Origin of the sequence: Pseudomonas sp. NFIX10, from assembly GCF_900111955.1 — a bacterium.
In the GTDB taxonomy this organism is placed as follows: Bacteria; Pseudomonadota; Gammaproteobacteria; order Pseudomonadales; family Pseudomonadaceae; genus Aquipseudomonas; species Aquipseudomonas fluorescens_AA.
On sequence record NZ_FOKH01000015.1, the window covers coordinates 130,738 to 152,688 of the forward strand.

Genomic DNA, 21,951 nt, shown 5'->3' on the forward strand with positions numbered 1-21,951 from the left:
GCTCGCGATAGCGCACTGACATTCAGCATCAATGTTGAATGTTCCACCGCTATCGCGAGCAAGCTCGCTCCCACAGGGTTTCTCATTGCATTCATAAGCTGAATAGCAGACAACCCTCAATACCGAGCTATTCTTGTGCCAGCCCACACTCGAACAAGAGGCCGCGCACATGAGTCTTTCCTCATTCAAGATCGCCCATAAACTGATCACCGGTGCCGCTGCCATCGAGCAACTGGCCGTCGAGTTGACGCGCCTGGACGTCGACAACCCGCTGATCGTGACCGATGCGGCGTTGGTCCAGTCCGGCACCGTGGAGCTGGCCCTGCAACATCTGGGCGGACGCGACTACGAGATTTTCGACCGGGTCATGCCGGACCCGGAAATCGCCATCGTCGAGGATTGCATGCAAGCCTACCGCGACGGTGGTCATGATGGCCTGATCGGTCTGGGCGGCGGCAGTGCCATCGACATTGCCAAGTGCGTGGGCGTCTATGCCGGGTACCATGGCGAGTTGCAAGATATGTTCGGCGTCGATCAGGTGCCGCGCAAAGGCCCGCCCATGATTGCCATCCCCACCACCGCCGGTACCGGTTCGGAAGTCACCAACGTGGCGATCCTTTCCGACAAGGCCGCGCAGCTGAAAAAAGGCATCGTCAGCGATTTTCTGTTGCCGGACGTGGCGCTGGTCAGCCCACAGATGACCCTCACGTGCCCCCGTGGCGTAACGGCCTCCAGTGGTGTCGACGCGCTGGTCCATGCGATCGAGGCCTACCTGTCGCTCAATGCTTCGCCGATCACCGATGCCCTGGCTATCGGCGCGGTCAAGCTGATCAGCAAGGCCTTGCCCAAGGCCTACGCCAATCCCGCCCATCTGCAAGCCCGTGAGGACATGGCCACCGCCAGCCTGATGGCCGGCATGGCCTTCGGCAATGCCGGGGTTGGCGCGGTGCACGCGCTGGCCTATCCGTTAGGTGGGCGCTTTCACGTCTCTCACGGCGTCGCCAATGCATTGTTGCTGCCGTATGTCATGGCGTGGAACAAAATGGCGTGCGTCGAGCGCATGCGTGACATCGCCGAAGCCATGGGTATCAGGACTGGCCATCTGAGCGATATAGAGGCCGCCGACGAAGCCGTGGAAGCCATGGTCGCCTTGTGCGCCGCCGTGGAAATCCCCAGGGGCCTGAGTACCCTGGGCGTGACCGAGGACGTGATTCCGTCCATGGCCCTGGAGGCCGTGGGGATCGAGCGGCTGATGCGCAACAACCCACGCAAGCTGACCGCCAGCGACATCGAGAAGATCTACCGCGCGGCGTATTGATCGACGGTCACGGTGGGCGCGCCAAATCTTGAGGTATACAATGCGCGCCATCGTGATTTTGCTCAAAAAAGGTGCATCATGCAGCCCTTCGCTATTGCTCCGTCGATTCTCTCCGCCGACTTCGCCCGCCTGGGCGAGGAAGTGGACAACGTTCTGGCCGCCGGGGCCGACATCGTGCACTTCGATGTCATGGACAACCACTACGTACCCAACCTGACCATCGGCCCGATGGTCTGCGCGGCGCTGCGCAAGTACGGCATCACCGCGCCGATCGACGCGCACCTGATGGTCAGCCCGGTGGACCGCATCGTCGGTGACTTCATCGAAGCCGGTGCCACCTACATCACCTTCCACCCAGAAGCCACGCTGCACATCGACCGCTCCCTGCAGTTGATCCGCGAGGGCGGTTGCAAGGCCGGCCTGGTGTTCAACCCGGCGACGCCCCTGGACGTGCTCAAGTACGTGATGGACAAGGTCGACATGATCTTGCTGATGAGCGTCAACCCTGGCTTCGGCGGTCAGAAATTCATCCCGGGCACCCTCGACAAGTTGCGCGAAGCCCGGGCGCTGATCGATGCCTCGGGACGTGACATCCGCCTGGAAATCGACGGTGGCGTGAACGTGAACAATATCCGTGAAATCGCCGCGGCCGGCGCCGACACGTTCGTCGCGGGCTCGGCGATCTTCAACGCCCCCGACTACAACGAGGTGATTGCAAAAATGCGCGCCGAACTGGCCCTGGCGCGTCCATGAGCGGCTTCGAGCAACTGTTCCCCGGCACTTTGCCGCGCCTGGTGATGTTCGACCTCGATGGCACATTGGTCGATTCGGTCCCGGACCTCGCGGCGGCCGTGGACAGTATGCTGCTCAAGCTCGGGCGTCCGTCCGCCGGCATCGACTCGGTGCGCCACTGGGTGGGCAACGGTGCGCCCATGCTGGTGCGCCGGGCCCTGGCCAATCACATCGATGCCCAGGGCGTCGATGACGCCGAAGCCGAGCGGGCGCTGGAGCTGTTCAACGAAGCCTACGAAGGCAACCACGCGCTGACGGTGGTCTACCCCGGCGTACGTTCCACGCTCAAGTGGCTGAAAAAGCAAGGCGTGGAAATGGCCCTGATCACCAACAAGCCGGAACGCTTCGTTGCGCCGCTGCTGGACCAGATGAAAATCGGCCGCTATTTCCGCTGGATCATCGGCGGTGATACCTTGCCACAGAAAAAACCTGACCCGGCGGCGCTGTTTTTCGTGATGAAAATGGCCAACATCCCGGCCTCCCAATCCTTGTTCGTCGGCGACTCGCGCAGCGATGTGCTGGCGGCCAAGGCGGCAGGGGTCAAATGCGTGGCGCTGAGTTACGGCTACAACCACGGCAGGCCCATCGCCGAAGAGTTTCCGACGCTGGTGATCGACGATTTGCGCCTGTTAATTCCCGGTTGCCTGGACCCGGCCGCTGAGATAACGTTGCCCGACGCTGTTCAATCCTCTTCTGGAAACGCCATCGTGGTGGTCACTCGCAAACTCTGGATGAAAGTCATGAAGGCCTTGGCCCGCTGGCGTTGGCGCGCCTGACGTGATCCTGGCCGGTTATCCGGCGCGTTTGCATACCTGACTGTCAGCTCCTCTTGCCACGAGGCACCCCATGATCCGTGAAGAATTCCTGCGTCTAGCCGCTGCCGGCTACAACCGCATCCCCCTTGCCTGCGAAACCCTGGCCGACTTCGACACGCCGCTGTCGATCTACCTCAAGCTGGCCGACCAGCCCAACTCCTACCTGCTCGAATCGGTACAGGGCGGGGAAAAGTGGGGCCGTTATTCCATCATCGGCCTGCCGTGCCGTACGGTGCTGCGGGTCCATGACCATCGCATCAGCGTGACCCACGACGGCGTCGAAATCGAAAACCTCGACGTCGAAGACCCGCTGGCATTCGTCGAAACCTTCAAGGCCCGCTACAACGTGCCGACCATTCCCGGCCTGCCGCGTTTCAACGGTGGCCTGGTGGGGTATTTCGGCTACGACTGCGTGCGCTACGTGGAAAAACGCCTGGGCACCTGCCCGAACCCCGATCCCCTGGGCGTGCCGGATATCTTGCTGATGGTCTCCGACGCCGTCGTGGTCTTCGATAACCTCGCCGGCAAGATGCACGCCATCGTCCTGGCCGACCCGTCCCGGGAAGATGCCTACGAGCAAGGTCAGAAAAGCCTGCAGGCGCTGTTGGAAAAACTCCGTCAGCCGATCACGCCGCGTCCCGGCCTGGATTTCAGCAAGCAGTCGGCGGCCGACCCGGTATTCCGTTCCAGCTTCACCCAGGACGATTACGAGCGAGCCGTCGACACCATCAAGGAATACATCCTGGCGGGCGACTGCATGCAGGTGGTGCCGTCGCAACGGATGTCCATCGACTTCAAAGCCGCGCCCATCGATCTCTACCGGGCGCTGCGCTGCTTCAACCCGACGCCCTACATGTACTTCTTCAACTTCGGCGACTTCCATGTCGTCGGCAGTTCACCGGAAGTGCTGGTGCGGGTCGAAGACAACCTGATCACCGTGCGCCCGATCGCCGGCACTCGCCCCCGTGGTGCCACGGAGGAGGCTGACCGGGCGCTGGAAGAGGACCTGCTGTCGGACGACAAGGAAATCGCCGAGCACCTGATGCTGATCGACCTGGGGCGTAACGATACCGGGCGGGTCTCGGAAATCGGTTCGGTGAAACTCACCGAGAAGATGGTCATCGAGCGCTATTCCAACGTAATGCACATCGTCTCCAACGTCACCGGCCAATTGAAGGCCGGGCTGACGGCCATGGATGCCTTGCGGGCAATCCTGCCAGCGGGCACCTTGTCCGGCGCGCCGAAAATCCGCGCGATGGAAATCATCGACGAACTGGAGCCGGTCAAGCGGGGGGTGTACGGCGGGGCCGTGGGTTATTTCGCCTGGAACGGCAACATGGACACCGCGATTGCCATCCGCACCGCGGTCATCAAGAACGGCGAACTGCACGTGCAGGCCGGCGGCGGCATCGTCGCCGACTCGGTGCCGGCATTGGAATGGGAAGAAACCCTGAACAAACGCCGGGCGATGTTCCGCGCCGTGGCGCTGGCCGAACAGACCTCGAACGACTGAAGGCCTCCAATAACTGTGGCGGCTCGATCAACATGTGGGAGCGAGCTTGCTCGCGATGGCGGCGGCACATTCAATATTGATGTCGGCTGACACTCCGCTATCGCGAGCAAGCTCGCTCCCACAGGCTCTCTTCGATCAGAAGTCCAGGCTGACGCCCAGGCTCCCCCCCTGCTGGGTCAGGTCATCATCCTTGCGCAACGTATAACCGCCCCGCAGCGCCAGGTCGTTGGTCAACTTGTGGCTGACCCCCAGGCTCAGGCGGTTCAGGTGGCTCTGTGGCGTGTAGCCTTCCAGCGTGAAGTCGTTGGCGGGCAGGCTGTTGAGGGCGATGTTGACCTTTTGCGTGTCGTCTTCGTACTCGCGCTCGTGGGCATATTCGCCAAACACCTGGGTCTGCCGGGTGATGTTGTATTTGCCCTGCAAGCCAATGCCCAGGCGTTTCGAGTCGCGGGTCTGGTCATCGAAGGTCAGGGCCGTGGAGCGGTTGCTCTTTTCCGAGTAGCCATCGACTTCCACCTTCGCATAGTCAGCGCTGATAAACGGCGAGAGGTGCCATTCGCTGCCCGGCTGGGCAATGTCGTAGCCCACCCGCGTGCTGAATGCCCAGAGATGGCCGTCGGTGTCGCCTTTCTCTTGCGCTTCGTTGACGCCCAGGTCGAACTTGCGTTCCAGGCTGTCGTAGTCGAGCTTGCCGCCAGTCAGTGCCGCATCGGCCCACCAGCGGTTTTGCTGGAACTGGGCGAAGGCGGTGGCCAGGTAGCTGTTGAGCTTGTACTTCGAGTCGTTGTGGCCTGCTTCCATGTCCTGGCGGTAGAGACCGGCGGCGACACCTACGCGCCAAGCCTCGTTGAGGCGATAGCTGCCGCCGACGTTGAGGCTGTAGCCGCTGCCATCGGCGCTGGCGCCGCTGCCCTGGCTGTCCATGTCCAAATGTTGGCCGCCACCCGCCACGATGGCTCGCCACTGGCCGACCGCCTGCCAGTCCTCCCAGTCCGATTGCCACTGGCTGCGCAACTCATCCTGGTGGGCACGCAGGGTCGAGTGGGCCATTTCCGGCAGCAACGTCAGTTCCCACGGCGCCGCGAGCAGCGAATAGGCGTAGTCGGCGATCAGCTTTTGCCCGGTTTCGGTTGGATGGACCGCGTCGTTGTAGATCAGCTTGCTGGGATCTGGCGTAGCACTGTTAATGCCATAGGTGGCGTTTTCCGTGCAGCCGTTGCCGCTGAAGCAGGTGGCGGTCAGGTTCTCCCCGGTGGCGAGGCCAAACCTTGCCGGGTCGGCGAAGCTTTCCTTGAGCAAGAGCGGGATGTTCAAGGGAATGATTTCGGCGTCGATGCCTTGCAGGCGCGAGATCAACTGTTGGTTGAACTGATTGCCCAGTTGCGAAAAGGTGTCCTGCAGGGGGCCGCCATTGAGGGCCGGCGTCAGGCCCAGGTCGGGCAGCAGCCAGACCATCACATAGCGGGCACCGGCCGTCTGCAGCACCTGGACGCTGTCGGCCAGGCGGTCCGCGGCGGCGTTCGCTTGTGCGGTGTTCAATACCCGGCCTTGAAGGAAGTCGTTACCGCCACCGGAAAGGTAATACAGCGCATTCGGATCGGCCCGCAGGCCATTGGATTGCAGATAGCCGGGACGGCTGCGTTCGCCGGTGTCGGATACACCGGTGATCGATTCGAGAATCTGGTCGGTACGATAACCGCCCACCGCCCAGTTATTGCCGTCTGCCAGCCCTTGGTCGGCGCGGACCGCCGAGGTGGAGGCGGCGGTCTCGTCGGCGGAATAACCCAGGCGCCCACCGAGCAGTTGGGTGGAATTGGCCGAATAGGCTTCACCGCTGCCGTTCGTATAGATCGGACCGGTTCGGTTGGTATAGCGCTCGGTCGAGCCGGGCGGGCCATTCGGGTCGGCGAACTGGCCCGCGTCATTGAGGCTGTCGCCGAACACAATGAATTTGGAGTACGGGTTGGGAGCGGCGTTCGCCTGGGCGCAAGCCATCGCCAGCAGGCAACCGGCAATCGGTACGAACAACGTTTTTTTGATCATGGGAAAGTCCGTTTTTATCTTTTTGTTGTTAGAAAACGAAACGACAGTACCAAAAACTTCCGGCGTTTTGCCATCTATCCGGAACGTCGCGATTGTTTCAAAGCCCTTCGGGAACGGTCATATTGCGTGCTCCGCCCAGCTAAGCTACTGTGCCGGAACGTATGAACGAGACTTCCCCTGTGTCGATTGCCAGCAAACTTCTGGATCAAATGATCAAGGCACACGCCCGTTGGCGTTGGCGCGCCTGAACATTCTCCGCCGGCCTTGCCGGACCTGTACCGATTTGCCTTCTTTACCCGCTTGTAGAGCCGCTTCGCTGGGGCGTCAATCGCTCCGCCAAGCGCAGCAGTGTGCGGGTCACTCTCTGAAGGCTGTGTTTAAAGTCAGTGAATTCAATAGGTTGCTTACGCCATGTTGCTGATGATCGATAACTACGACTCTTTTACCTACAACGTTGTGCAATACCTTGGCGAGCTGGGCTCCGAGGTCAAGGTCGTGCGCAACGACGAACTGACCATCGCCGAAATCGAAGCCCTCAAGCCTGAGCGCATCGTGGTATCTCCCGGCCCTTGCACGCCGACCGAGGCGGGCATTTCCATCGATGCCATCAAGTATTTCGCCGGCAAGCTGCCGATTCTGGGCGTCTGCCTGGGGCATCAGTCGATCGGCCAAGCGTTCGGTGGCGATGTCGTGCGCGCCCGACAAGTCATGCACGGTAAGACTAGCCCGGTATTCCACGAGGACAAGGGCGTGTTCGAGGGACTGAATCGTCCGCTCACCGTAACCCGCTACCACTCCTTGATCGTCAAGCGCGAAACGCTGCCTGACTGCCTGGAGTTGACGGCCTGGACCCAGCTTGAAGACGGCTCGGTCGATGAAATCATGGGGCTGCGCCACAAGACACTGAATATAGAAGGGGTGCAGTTTCATCCCGAGTCTATTCTCACCGAGCAGGGCCACGAGTTGTTCGCCAACTTCCTCAAACAAACCGGCGGCACGCGCTAAGGACTTTTCATGGATATCAAGACAGCCCTGAGCCGTATCGTCGGCCATCTCGACCTGAGCACCGACGAGATGCGCGACGTGATGCGCGAAATCATGACCGGCCAATGCACGGATGCGCAGATCGGCGCGTTCATGATGGCCATGCGCATGAAGAGCGAGAGCATCGATGAAATCGTCGGCGCCGTGTCGGTGATGCGTGAACTGGCGGACAAGGTCGAACTCAAGACGCTGGACGGCGTGGTCGACGTGGTCGGCACCGGTGGTGATGGCGCCAATATCTTCAACGTTTCCACCGCCTCGTCGTTTGTGGTCGCGGCGGCCGGTTGCACCGTTGCCAAGCACGGCAACCGCGCGGTCTCAGGCAAGAGCGGCAGTGCCGATTTGCTGGAGGCCGCCGGCATCTACCTGAACCTGACGCCGATTCAAGTGGCGCGCTGCATCGACAATGTCGGCATTGGCTTCATGTTTGCCCAGACCCATCACCGTGCCATGAAACACGCCGCCGCGCCGCGCCGTGACCTGGGCTTGCGTACGCTGTTCAACATGCTCGGCCCGCTTACGAATCCGGCCGGCGTGAAGCATCAAGTGGTTGGGGTGTTCAGCCAGGCGTTGTGCCGGCCACTGGCCGAAGTCCTGCAACGCCTGGGCAGCAAGCACGTGCTGGTGGTTCATTCGAAGGATGGCCTGGATGAATTCAGCCTGGCGGCGCCCACCTTCGTGGCCGAACTAAAAAATGATCAGATCAGCGAGTATTGGGTCGAACCTGAAGACCTTGGCATGAAAAGCCAGAGCTTGCATGGCCTGGCGGTCGATGGCCCGGCCCAGTCGCTGGAGCTGATCCGCGATGCCCTGGGGCGCCGCAAGACCGAGAATGGCCAGAAAGCCGCCGAGATGATCGTGCTCAATGCCGGTGCTGCGTTGTACGCCGCCGACCACGCCAGCAGCCTCAAGCAAGGCGTGGAACTGGCCCATGACGCACTGCACACTGGTCTGGCCAGGGAAAAACTCGAAGAGTTGGGTGCATTTACCGCCGTATTCAAAGTGGAGAACGAAGGATGAGCGTGCCAACGGTTCTGGAAAAAATTCTGGCTCGCAAGGCCCAGGAAGTGGCTGAGCGCAGTGCTCGCGTCAGTCTGGCCGAGCTGGAAAACCTGGCGCGTTCAGCGGATGCGCCGCGCGGTTTTGCCAAGGCGCTGATGGATCAGGCCAAGAAAAAACAGCCGGCGGTGATTGCCGAAATCAAGAAGGCTTCTCCCAGCAAGGGCGTGATTCGTGAGCACTTCGTCCCGGCCGACATCGCACGAAGCTACGAGAAAGGCGGTGCGACCTGCCTCTCGGTGCTGACCGACGTCGACTTTTTCCAAGGGGCCGATGACTACCTGAAGCAGGCGCGGGCGGCGTGCAAGTTGCCGGTGATCCGCAAGGACTTCATGATCGACCCGTACCAGATCGTCGAGGCGCGTGCGCTGGGCGCCGATTGCGTGCTGTTGATCGTCTCTGCCCTGGATGACGTGAAAATGGCCGAGCTGGCGGCCGTGGCCAAGAGCGTCGGGCTGGATGTCCTGGTGGAAGTCCATGATGGCGACGAGTTGGAGCGAGCCCTGAAAACCCTCGATACCAAACTGGTCGGCGTGAACAACCGCAACCTGCACACGTTTGAAGTCAGCCTGGAAACCACCCTGGACCTGTTGCCACGCATCCCGCGTGATCGCTTGGTCATCACTGAAAGCGGCATCCTCAACCGGGCCGATGTCGAGTTGATGGAAGTCAGCGATGTGTACTCGTTCCTGGTGGGCGAGGCGTTCATGCGAGCCGAGAACCCGGGTACTGAATTGCAGCGACTGTTCTTTCCTGAACGAGGCCTGCCGGTGAGCGGCTCGACGCTGGACTGAGCCATGTCGCCTGTGATTGCCCTTGGCGTCGAAGCTGGCCTGCAGGCCGAACAGGATCTGTTGGCCAGCATCTGCACGGGCGACGCCGAGTTCGGCCTGCTGTTCTGGCAGCCCAATGACCGCGCGCTGGTCATGCCGCGCCGCTTGAGTCGGTTGCTCGGGTTTGAACACGCCAGTGAAGTATCGGCCGCCCAAGGCTGGCCAGTCCTGCTGCGCGAAACCGGTGGTGAGCCGGTGCCGCAATCGGCCGCTACCGTCAATATCGCCCTGGTCTACGCGCCACCGCGCAGCGAAGGCGATCACGGTCGCATCGAAACCGGGTATCGCCGGTTGTGCGACCCCATCTGCCAGTTGTTGGATGAGTTGGGCGGGGTGGCTTCGCTGGGAGAAGTGGCAGGGGCCTTTTGCGACGGGCGCTTCAACGTCAACCTCGACGGCCGGAAAATGGTCGGCACCGCTCAGCGCTGGCGCCAGAGCAAGGGCGGTCAACGTCCGGTGGGTCTGGTGCACGGCGCGCTTTTGCTGGAGAACGAGCGCGAGGCCATGGTCGCGGCAGTCAATCGCTTCAATGAGGCCTGTGGCCTGGAGCAGCGAGTGCGTGCCGAGAGTCACATTGCCTTGCGTGAAAAATTCCCGGCACCTCACGCACTGGAGCGACTCGAGGTGCTGTACCGGGAACTGCAGACCCAACTGCTGGGTGCTTAACGCGTTCCGAACACCACCATGGTCTTGCCTTTGACGTTGACCAGGTTGCGCTCTTCCAGGTCCTTGAGTACGCGACCGACCATTTCACGCGAGCAACCGACAATCCGGCCAATCTCCTGGCGGGTCACCTTGATCTGCATGCCGTCCGGGTGGGTCATGGCATCGGGCTGCTTGCACAGTTCCAACAGGCAACGTGCGACACGTCCGGTGACGTCGAAAAATGCGAGATCGCCGACCTTGCGGGTGGTATTGCGCAGGCGCTGTGCGATTTGTCCGCTGAGGACGTAAAGAATGTCTGGGTCTTGCAGGGACAGCTCTCGAAATTTGGTGTAGCTGATTTCCGCAACTTCACATTCGATCTTGGTCCGCACCCAGGCACTGCGTTCCTGTTCCTTGCCCGCCTGTTCGAACAACCCCAGCTCACCGAAGAAATCTCCGGAATTGAGGTAGGCGATGATCATTTCCCGACCGTCATCATCTTCTATCAGGATAGTGACCGAGCCCTTGATGATGAAAAACAGCGTCTCGGAACGATCTCCCGCACAAATGATGTTGTGTTTGGCTGGGTAGCGGCGGCGCTGACAATGCATCAAGAGCTTGTCGAGATTCTTGATCTTGAACGTGGGAGTAATGGCAACCATGGTTGTATCCCGAAAGACTGCGCGGTGTGGTGGTTTGTTTTTTGTATGAAGGCGAATAGCTATCGCTAAAAGATGGCCATACGCCAGTGAGTTGGCGCCAGCTTAACAGAGGCGTCCTTAATAGATTTGAGAATTTACCTACAGGCCGACAGGACGGTGCTCCTAAGACGAAGAGCGGTCATGGTGAAGCGCTGTGCTAAGCTGGCGACCCTTTTTTAGCAGTGGAGTCTTGGCGATGAAGGCACGCATCCAATGGGCTGGCGAAGCCATGTTCCTCGGTGAGTCAGGCAGTGGTCATGTGGTCGTCATGGACGGCCCGCCAGAGGCCGGTGGTCGGAACCTGGGTGTTCGGCCGATGGAAATGCTCCTGCTGGGCGTCGGCGGTTGCAGCAATTTCGACGTGGTCAGCATTCTTAAAAAGTCCCGCCAGGCCGTCGAAAGCTGCGAAGCGTTCCTGGAAGCGGAGCGTGCCACCGAAGATCCAAAGGTATTTACCAAGATCCACATGCACTTCGTGGTGAAGGGGCGAGCCTTGAAGGAAGCCCAGGTCAAGCGGGCCATTGAGCTGTCCGCCGAGAAATACTGCTCGGCTTCGATCATGCTCGGTGCCGCTGGAGTCGAAATCACCCACGATTATGAAATCATCGAATTGGGTTGAGTCGATCTCAATGGCGAAGCCCGCCACTCGCCGCATTGAAATCCTGAGCTAAAGAAAAAGGCGACTCCCGCTGGAAGTCGCCTTTTTCATTGGCGTTGCAATGGGGATGGGGTTATCCAGCCCCCCATTTCCGTCAAATCCGATAGGTGCTCTTGGTCATGACCTTGGCCAACAGGCTCATGCCGAACTTCACCGGGGCCGGAAAGCGGAAGCCACCGGCGTCAAGGGCACTTTCGGCATGGTGTTCTTCATCCACGCGCATCTGCTCGAGGATCGCCCGGGACTTTTCATCCTCGGCCGGCAGTTGCTCCAGATGTTCGTTCAAGTGCTTGCACACCTGGTGCTCGGTCGCGGCAACGAAGCCGAGGCTGACTTTATCGCTGATCAGGCCGGCGACGGCACCGATCCCGAATGACATCCCGTAGAACAGCGGGTTCAGGACGCTGGTGTGGCTGCCCAGTTGGCGAATGCGTTGTTCGCACCAGACCAGATGGTCGATTTCTTCCTCGGCGGCGTGTTCCATTGCCTCACGCACCTGGGGCAGCTTCGCTGTCAGCGCCTGGCCCTGATACAGCGCCTGGGCACAGACTTCGCCGGTGTGGTTGATACGCATCAGTCCGGCGACGTGGCGGGTTTGCTCGTCACTCAGTTGCGCGTCCGGCTGCACGATAGCCGGCGATGGGCGGTACGGCTGGCCACTGAAGGGCAGCAGGGTGCGCATCGCGGTATCGGCTTGCAGCAACAGACGGTCAATCGGCGAGTAGTGACGTTGGGTAGTCATGCTTACCTCCGGGAAAAATCACAGCGGCCAGTTTAACCCAATCGGCCGCCGAAGATTTGCGTTGGGTCAGGGGTATCAGCCCGGCGGCCAGTGCATCTGGCGCTGACCCAGCACATGCATATGAATGTGATAGACCGTCTGCCCACCCAGTTCATTGCAATTCATCACCACGCGAAAACCTTCTTCACAGCCCAACTCCAGCGCCAGGCGCTGGGCAGTGAACAGAATGTGCCCGGCCAGGCCCTTGTCTTCTTCGGTGAGGTCATTGAGCGTACGGATCGGTTTTTTCGGAATGACCAAAAAATGCACGGGTGCCTGCGGGGCGATGTCGTGGAAGGCCAGTACCTGGTCATCCTCGTAGATGATCTTTGCCGGGATTTCCCGGTTGATGATCTTGGTAAACAGGGTATCCACAGCTGTTTTCTCCGTTGGGTTCGTCAAGGTCCGATGTCATGAAGGCTCCGGTTGAGGCGCCTGGTTGTTCAACGTGAAGGGATCAGCGCGGGCAATAAGCCTTGTTGATCATGCCGGCGATGCTCCGCACCAACCATCGCGATCCCAGTCGCGGCAATGCGGCCAGCCAGCGATTGCGGCGTCCAGGAATGATGATGGCGCGGTTCTTGTCCAGTGCGCGGACGGCGTACAGGGCAACTTCCTCCGGGCTCATCAGCAACTTGCTGTCGATGAGTTTCTGTTCGTCCATCTGCGCCCTGGCGAAAAAGCCGGTCCGGGTCGGTCCCGGGCAAAGCACCGAGACCTTGATCGCGCAGTTCTTCAGTTCAACTCGCAGGGCTTCGGAGAAATGCAGTACATAGGCCTTGCTGGCGTAGTAAGTACTCATCCAGGGGCCGGGTTGGAATGCGGCGATCGAGGCAACGTTGAGGATCTGGCCGCCGCCGAGCAGCGCCATGCTATTACCGATGGCGTGACAAAGCCGTGTCAGGGCGAGAATGTTGACTTCGATCAGGTCCTGCTCGGTCATCCAGTCCTGGCCCAGGAACGGTCCGCTGGTGCCGATGCCAGCACAATTGACCAGCAGATCGATCTGCCGCTCGCCTTCCTCCAGTTCCAGCAGAAAGCCTGAAAGCCTCAGCGGTTCGCCCAGGTCACAGGCCCGGAACAATACTTCCACGCCAAACCGCTGAGTCAGTTCGATTGCAATACTTTCCAGCCGATCACGCTGTCGAGCCACCAGTATCAGGTTGCGGCCGCGCCGGGCCAGCGCTTCGGCCATGGCCAGGCCGATACCGCTGGAAGCGCCAGTGATCAGTGCGTAACGGGTCATGCAGTTCTCCATCGCAATAGCCCGCCGCCAGTTGACTGGGCTGTCACCGGCATGAAGCGCGCTTATTGTTCCTCTTCTTCTTCATAGTCTACAGAAGGCGCAGCGGGCTCGGCTGCCTCGACGGCGGGCTCTTCAGAGGTTTCGTTGCTGGACTCGCTGCTTTCATAGCTGCTCAGGCTGCTACTGTCGTAGTCCTGCTGAAGGGCCCCGAAGATGCCGGCAAAAGTGGCCATGAAAATCAAGACGATCATCACCAGCCAGAGCGAGGCCAGCAATTTGACCGCTGTGGTATTGCGCGGCGGTGGGGGGCCGTACTGGTTTGCGCCGGTATTGCCCGGAGCGATGATGAGAATGAAGGGGAAGATGCTGCCCACGAACGGAACCAGGTTGATCAGCCACAGCCACCCCGACCAGCCGAGATCATGCAGGCGCTGGACGTTGAACTGGATGCTCACGAAGGCAAAGGCTAGCACGACGACTGCGGCCAGCAGGCCGCCGACGATGAGTCCTGCGACCGAGTCGGATGCCAGCAGCCAGGCCGTGGCCAACCAGAAGCCTATGCCGACCAAGGGCAGTAGGGCCAGGGTCAATACCATGGTCCAGGCCAGGTAGCGTAGACGGCCGATACGCCCGTCGAAGCTGAAGGGCTTGAGTGTGCCGCACTCGGCAAGCGCTTCACCGACTTGGGCGCGGGGAGGCGCGTATGGCGAGACAGGCTCGACGATCGAATCGGGATGGCGTCCACTCGGTTGCTGTGATGCCTCCTGTACCTCGCCAAGGTTCAGTTGGACGACGGGTTCGGCTTCGATCCTGGCATCGATTCCGCTCTTGTTGAGCGCTTCCAGGTATTGCTGCGCCTCGCTCTGGGACAGGTTGCTCTTAAGGGCTACCTTGCGACCGGTGAACAGTCGTTCAATGGCGCTGACATCGCTTTTGAACAGCTCGGCGAGGTTGAGTTTGGCGGTGGTGGTATCGACGCCCGGCATCAGGCCGCCGTCGAATACGATGTTGAAACGGGTTTCGCTCATGCCCGGCATCCTTGTCTCTAATAAGTTGATGAGTTGTTTTGTTCAGGCTATTCAGCGGGGCCATTGCCCGCCAAGCTGCGCCGCCCGGGCTTGTGCCTGACGGTATTCTTCATCCAGGCGTGCCACCAACTGATCGACGCTGGGCAAATCATCGATTTCACCCACGCCCTGGCCAGCGGACCATACGGTTTTCCAGGCCTTGGCTTCATCGTTCAGCGGTTTGAGTTTCGAGCCGAAATCCACCTGGCCTTTGTTCTGCAGGGCGGCCAGATCGAAACCGGCGTTCTCCAGGCTCTGGCGCATGAAACTGGCCGGCACCCCGGATACAGCAGGAGTATGCACGATGTCTGCGGCTCTGGATGTGAGCAACATCTCTTTATAAGCGTCAGGTGCGTGGCTTTCGCTCGTACCGATAAAGCGCGTACCGAAGTAGGCCAGATCCGCACCGAGCAATTGTGCGGCCAAGATCTGATGGCCGTGGTTCAGGCACCCCGCCAGCAGCAGGGTCTTATCGAAAAACTGCCGGATCTCGGCAATCAATGAAAACGGGCTCCAGGTCCCGGCGTGCCCACCTGCACCAGCGGCTACGGCGATCAAGCCATCGACACCGGCTTCGGCGGCTTTCTCGGCATGCCGTCGGGTCGTCACGTCATGGAACACCAGGCCGCCGTAGCCGTGAACCGCGTCCACCAGCTCTTTCACCGCACCCAGGCTGGTGATGACGATCGGCACCTTGTGTTCGATGCAGATGGCCAGGTCGGCCTGAAGTCGCGGATTGCTGTGATGGACTATCAGGTTTACCGCGTAGGGCGCCGGGTTTTCCAGGGTTGCCAAGCCGGCTTCGATTTCTTCCAGCCAGGCCTTGAAGCCGCTGCTTTCGCGCTGGTTCAACGCCGGAAAGCTGCCGACAATGCCATTGCGGCAGCAGGCCAGCACCAGTTGTGGATTGGAAATCAGGAACATTGGCGCCGCCACGACGGGCAGTCGCAAGCGTTGTTCAAGCAGAGCGGGCAACGACATTGGAAGTACCCCGGAAATGGATGCTGATTGGAGGTTAGAACGGTCGAACGACGACCAGAATTACGATAGCCAGCAATATCAGAACCGGCACTTCATTGAACCAGCGATAAAAGACATGGCTGCGGGTGTTTTCGCCACGGGCGAAGCGCTTTACCTGGGCGCCGCACATATGGTGGTAACCGATCAGCAGCACGACCAGGGTCAACTTGGCGTGCATCCAGCCTCCCTGGGTGAAGTAGGCGCCGGCATTGAGGCTGAGCAACCCGATGCCGAATACCAAGGTGGCAATCATCGCCGGGCCCATGATGCCGCGGTACAGCTTGCGCTCCATGACGCTGAAGCGCTCTTTGCTGACACTGTCTTCGCTTTGGGCGTGATAGACAAACAGGCGGGGCAGGTAGAACAGGCCGGCGAACCAGCAGACCATGCTGACAATGTGAAGTGCTTTGAGCCACAGATAGAGCATTTTTAGTTATTCCTCGATTCACGGTAGCCCGATAGTAGAGGTTAGAGCGGTCACACGTCACCTTGACGGTTGTCGCCACGCCCCGCGGCCCCTATCATCGACGGCTTTCCAGTGGGTTCGTTGAGGGCAGGTTTATGGTCAAGGTCGGTATCGTCGGCGGCACGGGTTACACCGGTGTCGAACTGCTGCGTCTTCTGGCACAGCATCCGCAGGCTGAGGTGGTGGTCATCACTTCCCGATCCGAGGCCGGCCTGGCCGTCGCCGACATGTATCCGAACCTGCGAGGCCATTACGACGGCTTGGCGTTCAGCGTTCCGGACGTCAAGACCCTTGGTGCCTGCGATGTGGTGTTCTTCGCCACGCCCCACGGTGTCGCCCACGCGCTGGCCGGTGAATTGCTGGCCGCTGGAACCAAGGTGATCGACCTGTCGGCGGACTTCCGTCTGCAGGACGCCGATGAGTGGGCCAAATGGTACGGCCAGCCCCACGGCGCGCCGGAGTTGCTCGAGGAGGCGGTCTACGGCTTGCCGGAGGTCAATCGCGAGAAAATCAAGCAGGCTCGACTGATCGCCGTACCGGGTTGCTATCCGACCGCTACACAGTTGGGCTTCTTGCCGTTGCTTGAGGCCGGTCTTGCCGATACTTCGCGTCTGATTGCCGACTGCAAATCCGGGGTCAGCGGCGCCGGGCGTGGCGCCAGTGTCGGGTCGCTGTATTCCGAAACGTCGGAAAGCATGAAGGCGTACGCGGTCAAGGGGCATCGCCACCTGCCGGAAATTCGCCAGGGGTTGCGCCGGGCAGCGGGCAAGGATGTCGGCCTGACCTTCGTGCCGCACCTGACGCCGATGATTCGTGGCATCCATTCCACCCTTTATGCGACCGTGGTCGATCGTTCGGTGGACCTGCAGGCCTTGTTTGAAAAGCGTTACGCCAACGAACCGTTCGTCGACGTAATGCCAGCTGGCAGCCATCCGGAGACCCGCAGCGTGCGCGGTGCGAACGTTTGCCGGATCGCCGTGCATCGCCCGCAGGACGGTGACCTGGTGGTGGTATTGTCGGTCATCGATAACCTGGTCAAGGGCGCGTCGGGCCAGGCGGTGCAGAACCTGAACATTCTGTTCGGCCTGGATGAGCGCCTGGGGCTGTCCCATGCGGGGATGTTGCCTTGAAAGCAGTTGGCCGCAGCTCCGCAAATAGTTGACCGATTTTGTAGGAGAAGCGGATAATGCCCGCCATCACGCATTATGGCGGCGTAAGCGCCGGGAGATATTCAGCATGAGCGTCGAAACCTTCACCCCCACGGCTTTGCAATTTACCCACGGTGCCGCGCACAAGGTGAAGAGCCTGGTCGATGAAGAGGGCAATGATCGTTTGAAGCTGCGCGTATTTGTTACGGGTGGCGGTTGTTCCGGTTTCCAGTACGGCTTCACTTTCGATGAGGAAGTGGCCGAAGACGACACCATCGTCGAGCGCGAAGGGGTCAGCCTGGTGGTCGATCCGATGAGCTTCCAGTACCTGGCAGGTGCCGAGGTGGATTATCAGGAAGGTCTGGAAGGGTCGCGCTTCGTGATCAAGAACCCTAACGCCACCACGACCTGTGGGTGCGGTTCTTCGTTCTCGATCTGAGACAGCTCCAATAAAAACGCCGCAGTGCCTCACGGCCCTGCGGCGTTTTTTTGTCCGTGATCTTGAGCTCAGGCCGGGTAGATGGCGCCAAGTACGCGCAAGCCACGGGCGCCAGTGACACTCGGACGATTGCCCGGAATGCCTTCAAGGCAGCAATGGGCGAGCCAGGCGAAAGCCATGGCTTCGACCCAGTCCGGGTCCACGCCATACGCCGCCGTACTGCTGACCTGGGTATTCGGCAGCAATTCGGCCAGGCGCTTCATGAGCGCCTGGTTGTGCGCGCCGCCGCCGCAAATCAGCAACTCCTGGGTATTCGTTTGGGCATGCTGCAGTGATTCGACGATGGTCAGGGCGGTCAGTTCGAGCAACGTTGCTTGTACGTCTTGCGGGGCGAAGGTTGGCAACTGCGACAAATGCTGGCTCAGCCAAGGCAGGTTGAATACCTCGCGGCCAGTACTTTTCGGCCCCTTGGTGACAAAGAAAGGGTCGCTGAGCAGTGCCTTGAGCAGGGCTGGCTCGACTTTCCCGCTGGCAGCCCATTGGCCGTCACGGTCGAAATGGTCGCCTCGTTGTTGATGTATCCAGGCATCGAGCAATACGTTGCCTGGACCACAGTCGAACCCGGCTACAGGCTTTGCGGGCTCTATCAGACTGAGATTGCTGAAGCCGCCGATATTCAACACGGCACGATTACCAGCTCGTTCTTCGAAGAGTGCTTCGTGAAACGCCGGTACCAGTGGGGCGCCTTGTCCGCCCGCGGCGACATCACGGCTGCGGAAATCGCTGACGACGGCGATGCCGGTCAATTCGCTCAGCAGGGCCGGATTGCCGATCTGCACGGTAAACCCACGGGCTGGTTCATGGCGGATGGTCTGGCCGTGGCTGCCAATCGCCCTGATGTCTTGAGGCCTGAGTTTCTGTTCGTCCAGTAGGGTATGGATACCCTGGGCGGCCAGCTTTACCCAGCTTTGCTGGGCAATGGCGGAGCGAGCGATTTCATCGGGCCCGCTGCTGCACAGTCCGAGTAATTCGGCGCGCAGGGCGGCGGGCATGGGGATGTAGTGCGTGGCAATCAATTTGATCGCCGGAGCCAGTTCGATCAGTGCGACATCCAAGCCATCCAGGCTGGTCCCGGACATCACACCGATATAGAGCGCCATAGCTTAGCGCTTGCTCGAGGCCAGCAGGGTGGCTTTCTCTTGATCCATGCGAGCCATCAAGGGTTGGCTTTGTGCCAGGAAACGCGCGCGCTCACTCTTGGCGATCGGATCGGCCATCGGCAACTTCTGGCCAAGCGGATCGACATGGACGCCGTTGACCTGGAACTCATAGTGCAAGTGCGGTCCGGTGGACAGCCCGGTGGTACCGATGTATCCGATCACCTGGCCTTGCTTGACGGTGCCGCCAGTCTTCACGCCTTTGGCGAAGCCCTGCATGTGGCCGTACAGCGTGCGATAGGTATTGCCGTGCTGGATGATCACGGTATTGCCGTAACCGCCGCGACGTCCGGCCAGTAATACCTTGCCGTCGCCGGCCGCCTTGATGGGCGTACCACGGGGGGCGGCGTAGTCGACACCTTTATGGGCGCGGATCTTGTTCAGGATCGGATGCTTGCGGCCGGCGGAGAACTTCGAGCTGATGCGGGCGAAATCAACCGGTGTACGGATGAATGCCTTGCGCATGCTGTTGCCGTCGGCGGTGTAGTAGCTGCTGTTGCCTTGCTTGTTGGTGTAGCGCACCGCGGTGTATGTCTTGCCGCGGTTGGTGAAACGCGCGGAAAGGATCGGGCCGTTGCCGACGCTCTTGCCATTGACCACTTTCTGCTCATAGATGACGTCGAATTCGTCACCTTGGCGAATGTCCTGGGCGAAGTCGATGTCGTAGCCGAAGACGCTGGCCATGTCCATGGTCAGGCTATGGGAAAGGCCCGCGCGGGCAGCGGACTGGGATAATGAGCTGTTGATGACGCCATGGACGTAGGCCGAGCGAACGGTGGGCTTGGCGGTGACACGGTTGAATACATAACCCTTGTCGTTTTTGGTCAGGGTGATGCTTTCCAGGTCGCTGAGCTTGGTGTGCAGATTGTTCAGCTGTCCGTCTGGATTGAGTTCGAATTCGAGTTTCTGACCGCGTTGCAGCTGAGTGAATTGCTTGGCTTGCTTGTCGCTGGCCAGTATTTCGTGGACCGATGTGGAGGGCAGGCCAACCTTTTCAAAGAGAGTGGAAAGCGTGTCGCCCTTGGCAACAATCACTTCGCGATGTTCCGGTCCTTTCTTTTCCTCCGCAACAGGCACTTCTACCGGAGCGGCGGCCTGGGCGGTGGTGTCTTCCGGGCTGTTTTCAATCTGCGCAAAAGGAGAGGCGGCCGGTTCGTTTGTGGCTTGAACGGCTTCGGCGGCGTCTTGTTCTTGTGTCAGTTGTTCAGCAGGGCTTTCCAGTTCAAGACTCAGAGTCGTCTTTTTGGCTTCAACATCGCTGGAGGGGAACACCAGGAGCGCCAGGCTTAGAAGGGCTGCGATGCCGCTGGCGGCAAGCAGGTGGGTCTTTGGGTAAAGCGGCGGCGCTTTAGACGGTTCTGTGGTCATAAGTAATTTTGACTTTTGAAAAGATGAATTGGAAAAGATGAATGACATGATGAAGATGAAATAACTGTATAAAATATAACCAAAACCCCTGCGAAGCAAGCCCGCGAATGCTCTGTTCTGTGGATCGGCGTCCGTGCGCCGGGCAAACCTTGTATTTGGTGCGCGATCTTGTATGGTTGGGGCCCTTTGAATCTGAGCCTTACGGGTCTGTTATGAAGTCGGTTGAAGAGCAGCTAGCGCTGATCAAACGTGGTGCGGAAGAACTGTTGGTCGAGTCCGAGCTGATCGAAAAGCTCAAGCGCGGGCAGCCGCTGCGCATCAAGGCTGGTTTCGATCCGACGGCGCCCGATCTGCACCTGGGACATACCGTGCTTATTAATAAGCTGCGCCAGTTCCAGGATCTGGGGCACCAGGTCATCTTCCTTATCGGGGACTTCACCGGCATGATCGGTGATCCAAGCGGGAAGAGTGCTACGCGCCCGCCACTGACTCGCGAGCAGGTTCTCGATAACGCCGAGACCTACAAGACTCAGGTTTTCAAGATTCTTGATCCGGCCAAGACCGAAGTGGCATTCAACTCCACTTGGATGGATCAGATGGGGCCGGCGGATTTCATTCGCCTGACGTCCCAATACACCGTGGCTCGCATGCTCGAGCGCGATGATTTCGACAAGCGCTACACAACCAATCAGCCAATCGCCATCCATGAGTTCCTCTACCCGCTTGTTCAGGGTTATGACTCGGTCGCGTTGCGCGCGGACGTTGAGCTGGGCGGTACCGACCAGAAGTTCAACCTGTTGATGGGGCGTGAGTTGCAGCGTGGTTATGGTCAGGAGGCGCAGTGCATCCTGACCATGCCATTGCTGGAAGGCTTGGATGGCGTGAAGAAAATGTCCAAGTCGTTGGGCAACTACGTGGGTATCCAGGAAGCGCCAGGCGTCATGTACAGCAAGCTGGTCTCCATTCCTGATGTGCTGATGTGGCGTTACTTCGAGCTGCTGAGCTTCCGGTCCATGGATGAGATCAATGCGTTCCGTGCTGATGTAGAGGCCGGGGCCAATCCGCGGGACATCAAGATCAAGCTGGCTGAAGAGATCGTTGCGCGTTTCCATGGTGAGGAGGCTGCGGCCAATGCTCATCGTGCGGCGGGTAATCGTATGAAGGATGGCGAACTGCCGGATGATCTGCCGGAGATCGAGCTGACAGCAACCGAGGATATGCCGATCGCGGCTGTCCTTAATAAGGCGGGTCTGGTCAAGAACGCGGCGGTAGCGCGAGACCTCCTGGGTTCCGGCGGTGTGCGTATAGATGGTGAGGTTGTGGATCGCGCCTATATATATGAGCTGGGTTCTACCCATGTATGCCAGGCCGGTAAAAAGGCTTTTGCGCGTATTACGCTGAAATCCGAATAAAGCTGAAAATAGCTGTTGACGGCAGATTCTGGACGTCTATAATTCGCCCCACTTCCGGCGCAGTCGAAACGGAAAACTCCTTGAGATTCAACGAGTTAAATAGGTTTCGAAGGTGCGGGGCTTCAGTTCATCGAAGCCCGGAAGGAGCAGATAGAGCAGTGTTGTTTGGCTCTATATGCGATTCGATCTTCTCGGTCGAAAGCGGTGAAAAAGAGGTGTTGACAGCAGCGAGTAACGCTGTAGAATTCGCCTCCCGCTAACGAGAGATCGGAAGCGCAAGTGGTTGAAGTTGTTGAGGTTTCCGAAGCGAAACTTTGAAGATTTCTGAAAATAACCGCTTGACAGATACACGGGGCGCTGTAGAAT

Annotated in this window: 22 protein-coding genes; 12 read left to right on the plus strand and 10 right to left on the minus strand. The window is 59.8% G+C overall.

From position 1 onward, the window contains the following. The first annotated feature begins 169 nt into the window (after positions 1-169). The 4 genes from BM321_RS15815 (at position 170) to trpE (ending at position 4,438) form a co-directional block, all read left to right on the plus strand. The gene (locus BM321_RS15815) at positions 170-1,318 is read left to right on the plus strand and encodes an iron-containing alcohol dehydrogenase (protein WP_092443181.1); all 1,149 of its coding nucleotides are present in this window, start codon (positions 170-172) and stop codon (positions 1,316-1,318) included. Positions 1,319-1,396: 78 nt separating this feature from the next. Beyond that, a complete protein-coding gene (gene rpe, locus BM321_RS15820; RefSeq protein WP_092169726.1) occupies positions 1,397-2,071 on the plus strand; it encodes a ribulose-phosphate 3-epimerase in 675 nt (224 codons plus the stop codon). Continuing rightward, the gene (locus BM321_RS15825; RefSeq protein WP_092443183.1) at positions 2,068-2,886 is read left to right on the plus strand and encodes a phosphoglycolate phosphatase; all 819 of its coding nucleotides are present in this window, start codon (positions 2,068-2,070) and stop codon (positions 2,884-2,886) included. Before rpe ends, BM321_RS15825 begins: the two co-directional genes overlap by 4 nt. A gap of 70 nt (positions 2,887-2,956) precedes the next feature. Beyond that, positions 2,957-4,438, plus strand: coding sequence for an anthranilate synthase component I (trpE, locus tag BM321_RS15830; protein ID WP_092205525.1), 1,482 nt, complete (start codon positions 2,957-2,959; stop codon positions 4,436-4,438). A 135-nt stretch (positions 4,439-4,573) separates the two neighbouring features. On the opposite strand, the gene estP is transcribed toward trpE, so the two are convergent. After that, positions 4,574-6,481 carry an esterase EstP gene (estP, locus tag BM321_RS15835; protein WP_092443185.1) on the minus strand — a complete coding sequence of 636 codons (1,908 nt, stop codon included), beginning with the start codon at positions 6,479-6,481 and terminating at the stop codon, positions 4,574-4,576. A 411-nt stretch (positions 6,482-6,892) separates the two neighbouring features. Here estP and BM321_RS15840 point away from each other — a divergent pair, with 411 nt between their 5' ends. Genes BM321_RS15840 through BM321_RS15855 form a run of 4 tightly spaced genes read left to right on the plus strand, consistent with a single transcriptional unit; the run spans position 6,893 to position 10,083 of the window. Continuing rightward, positions 6,893-7,486, plus strand: coding sequence for an aminodeoxychorismate/anthranilate synthase component II (locus BM321_RS15840; protein ID WP_060740375.1), 594 nt, complete (start codon positions 6,893-6,895; stop codon positions 7,484-7,486). Positions 7,487-7,495: 9 nt separating this feature from the next. Further along, a complete protein-coding gene (gene trpD, locus BM321_RS15845; protein ID WP_060740376.1) occupies positions 7,496-8,545 on the plus strand; it encodes an anthranilate phosphoribosyltransferase in 1,050 nt (349 codons plus the stop codon). Continuing rightward, complete coding sequence (trpC, locus tag BM321_RS15850; protein WP_092205523.1) at positions 8,542-9,378, plus strand: indole-3-glycerol phosphate synthase TrpC; 837 nt, start codon at positions 8,542-8,544, stop codon at positions 9,376-9,378. The genes trpD and trpC overlap by 4 nt, the downstream gene beginning before the upstream one ends. A gap of 3 nt (positions 9,379-9,381) precedes the next feature. After that, on the plus strand, positions 9,382-10,083 hold the full coding sequence (locus tag BM321_RS15855) for a lipoate--protein ligase family protein (protein WP_092443187.1): 702 nt from the start codon (positions 9,382-9,384) through the stop codon (positions 10,081-10,083). On the opposite strand, the gene crp is transcribed toward BM321_RS15855, so the two are convergent. Next, complete coding sequence (gene crp, locus BM321_RS15860; RefSeq protein ID WP_092331201.1) at positions 10,080-10,724, minus strand: cAMP-activated global transcriptional regulator CRP; 645 nt, start codon at positions 10,722-10,724, stop codon at positions 10,080-10,082. The two genes, BM321_RS15855 and crp, sit on opposite strands and share 4 nt — an antisense overlap. 235 nt (positions 10,725-10,959) lie before the next feature. On the opposite strand from crp, the gene BM321_RS15865 reads away from it, so the two are divergent. Beyond that, positions 10,960-11,382, plus strand: coding sequence for an OsmC family protein (locus BM321_RS15865; protein WP_003206127.1), 423 nt, complete (start codon positions 10,960-10,962; stop codon positions 11,380-11,382). Between the two features lie 133 nt (positions 11,383-11,515). Here BM321_RS15865 and coq7 read toward each other — a convergent pair whose 3' ends face one another. The 6 genes from coq7 to hemJ all read right to left on the minus strand — a co-directional run bounded on the left by coq7 (position 11,516) and on the right by hemJ (position 15,962). Beyond that, positions 11,516-12,163, minus strand: coding sequence for a 2-polyprenyl-3-methyl-6-methoxy-1,4-benzoquinone monooxygenase (coq7, locus tag BM321_RS15870; RefSeq protein WP_060740380.1), 648 nt, complete (start codon positions 12,161-12,163; stop codon positions 11,516-11,518). Positions 12,164-12,238: 75 nt separating this feature from the next. Then, positions 12,239-12,577: a histidine triad nucleotide-binding protein gene (locus tag BM321_RS15875; RefSeq protein WP_072405750.1), complete on the minus strand. Its 339-nt coding sequence runs from the start codon at positions 12,575-12,577 to the stop codon at positions 12,239-12,241. Between the two features lie 82 nt (positions 12,578-12,659). After that, the gene (locus BM321_RS15880) at positions 12,660-13,448 is read right to left on the minus strand and encodes an SDR family NAD(P)-dependent oxidoreductase (protein ID WP_092443189.1); all 789 of its coding nucleotides are present in this window, start codon (positions 13,446-13,448) and stop codon (positions 12,660-12,662) included. 62 nt (positions 13,449-13,510) lie between these two features. Further along, a complete protein-coding gene (locus BM321_RS15885; RefSeq protein ID WP_092443191.1) occupies positions 13,511-14,476 on the minus strand; it encodes a DUF805 domain-containing protein in 966 nt (321 codons plus the stop codon). Positions 14,477-14,527: 51 nt separating this feature from the next. Beyond that, positions 14,528-15,496 carry an NAD(P)H-dependent flavin oxidoreductase gene (locus BM321_RS15890; protein ID WP_092443193.1) on the minus strand — a complete coding sequence of 323 codons (969 nt, stop codon included), beginning with the start codon at positions 15,494-15,496 and terminating at the stop codon, positions 14,528-14,530. Positions 15,497-15,530: 34 nt separating this feature from the next. Next, a complete protein-coding gene (hemJ, locus tag BM321_RS15895) occupies positions 15,531-15,962 on the minus strand; it encodes a protoporphyrinogen oxidase HemJ (RefSeq protein WP_092205518.1) in 432 nt (143 codons plus the stop codon). Between the two features lie 134 nt (positions 15,963-16,096). Here hemJ and argC point away from each other — a divergent pair, with 134 nt between their 5' ends. Beyond that, complete coding sequence (gene argC / locus BM321_RS15900) at positions 16,097-17,131, plus strand: N-acetyl-gamma-glutamyl-phosphate reductase (RefSeq protein WP_060740384.1); 1,035 nt, start codon at positions 16,097-16,099, stop codon at positions 17,129-17,131. Between the two features lie 106 nt (positions 17,132-17,237). Next, positions 17,238-17,588 carry an iron-sulfur cluster insertion protein ErpA gene (gene erpA, locus BM321_RS15905; protein ID WP_003177727.1) on the plus strand — a complete coding sequence of 117 codons (351 nt, stop codon included), beginning with the start codon at positions 17,238-17,240 and terminating at the stop codon, positions 17,586-17,588. Positions 17,589-17,656: 68 nt separating this feature from the next. On the opposite strand, the gene BM321_RS15910 is transcribed toward erpA, so the two are convergent. Both BM321_RS15910 and BM321_RS15915 read right to left on the minus strand, forming a co-directional pair. Beyond that, complete coding sequence (locus BM321_RS15910; RefSeq protein WP_092443195.1) at positions 17,657-18,748, minus strand: anhydro-N-acetylmuramic acid kinase; 1,092 nt, start codon at positions 18,746-18,748, stop codon at positions 17,657-17,659. A 3-nt stretch (positions 18,749-18,751) separates the two neighbouring features. Beyond that, positions 18,752-20,173: a peptidoglycan DD-metalloendopeptidase family protein gene (locus BM321_RS15915; protein ID WP_092443197.1), complete on the minus strand. Its 1,422-nt coding sequence runs from the start codon at positions 20,171-20,173 to the stop codon at positions 18,752-18,754. Between the two features lie 212 nt (positions 20,174-20,385). Between BM321_RS15915 and tyrS the strand changes: the two genes are divergently transcribed. Then, complete coding sequence (gene tyrS, locus BM321_RS15920) at positions 20,386-21,585, plus strand: tyrosine--tRNA ligase (RefSeq protein ID WP_092443198.1); 1,200 nt, start codon at positions 20,386-20,388, stop codon at positions 21,583-21,585. The last annotated feature ends 366 nt before the right edge of the window (positions 21,586-21,951 follow it).

Coding starts and splice junctions, on each gene's coding strand:
- BM321_RS15815 (WP_092443181.1), top strand. CDS start 170: ATGAGTCTTTCCTCATTCAAGATCGCCCATAAACTGATCACCGGTGCC.
- rpe (WP_092169726.1), top strand. CDS start 1,397: ATGCAGCCCTTCGCTATTGCTCCGTCGATTCTCTCCGCCGACTTCGCC.
- BM321_RS15825 (WP_092443183.1), top strand. CDS start 2,068: ATGAGCGGCTTCGAGCAACTGTTCCCCGGCACTTTGCCGCGCCTGGTG.
- trpE (WP_092205525.1), top strand. CDS start 2,957: ATGATCCGTGAAGAATTCCTGCGTCTAGCCGCTGCCGGCTACAACCGC.
- estP (WP_092443185.1), bottom strand. CDS start 6,481: ATGATCAAAAAAACGTTGTTCGTACCGATTGCCGGTTGCCTGCTGGCG.
- BM321_RS15840 (WP_060740375.1), top strand. CDS start 6,893: ATGTTGCTGATGATCGATAACTACGACTCTTTTACCTACAACGTTGTG.
- trpD (WP_060740376.1), top strand. CDS start 7,496: ATGGATATCAAGACAGCCCTGAGCCGTATCGTCGGCCATCTCGACCTG.
- trpC (WP_092205523.1), top strand. CDS start 8,542: ATGAGCGTGCCAACGGTTCTGGAAAAAATTCTGGCTCGCAAGGCCCAG.
- BM321_RS15855 (WP_092443187.1), top strand. CDS start 9,382: ATGTCGCCTGTGATTGCCCTTGGCGTCGAAGCTGGCCTGCAGGCCGAA.
- crp (WP_092331201.1), bottom strand. CDS start 10,724: ATGGTTGCCATTACTCCCACGTTCAAGATCAAGAATCTCGACAAGCTC.
- BM321_RS15865 (WP_003206127.1), top strand. CDS start 10,960: ATGAAGGCACGCATCCAATGGGCTGGCGAAGCCATGTTCCTCGGTGAG.
- coq7 (WP_060740380.1), bottom strand. CDS start 12,163: ATGACTACCCAACGTCACTACTCGCCGATTGACCGTCTGTTGCTGCAA.
- BM321_RS15880 (WP_092443189.1), bottom strand. CDS start 13,448: ATGACCCGTTACGCACTGATCACTGGCGCTTCCAGCGGTATCGGCCTG.
- BM321_RS15885 (WP_092443191.1), bottom strand. CDS start 14,476: ATGAGCGAAACCCGTTTCAACATCGTATTCGACGGCGGCCTGATGCCG.
- BM321_RS15890 (WP_092443193.1), bottom strand. CDS start 15,496: ATGTCGTTGCCCGCTCTGCTTGAACAACGCTTGCGACTGCCCGTCGTG.
- hemJ (WP_092205518.1), bottom strand. CDS start 15,962: ATGCTCTATCTGTGGCTCAAAGCACTTCACATTGTCAGCATGGTCTGC.
- argC (WP_060740384.1), top strand. CDS start 16,097: ATGGTCAAGGTCGGTATCGTCGGCGGCACGGGTTACACCGGTGTCGAA.
- erpA (WP_003177727.1), top strand. CDS start 17,238: ATGAGCGTCGAAACCTTCACCCCCACGGCTTTGCAATTTACCCACGGT.
- BM321_RS15910 (WP_092443195.1), bottom strand. CDS start 18,748: ATGGCGCTCTATATCGGTGTGATGTCCGGGACCAGCCTGGATGGCTTG.
- BM321_RS15915 (WP_092443197.1), bottom strand. CDS start 20,173: ATGACCACAGAACCGTCTAAAGCGCCGCCGCTTTACCCAAAGACCCAC.
- tyrS (WP_092443198.1), top strand. CDS start 20,386: ATGAAGTCGGTTGAAGAGCAGCTAGCGCTGATCAAACGTGGTGCGGAA.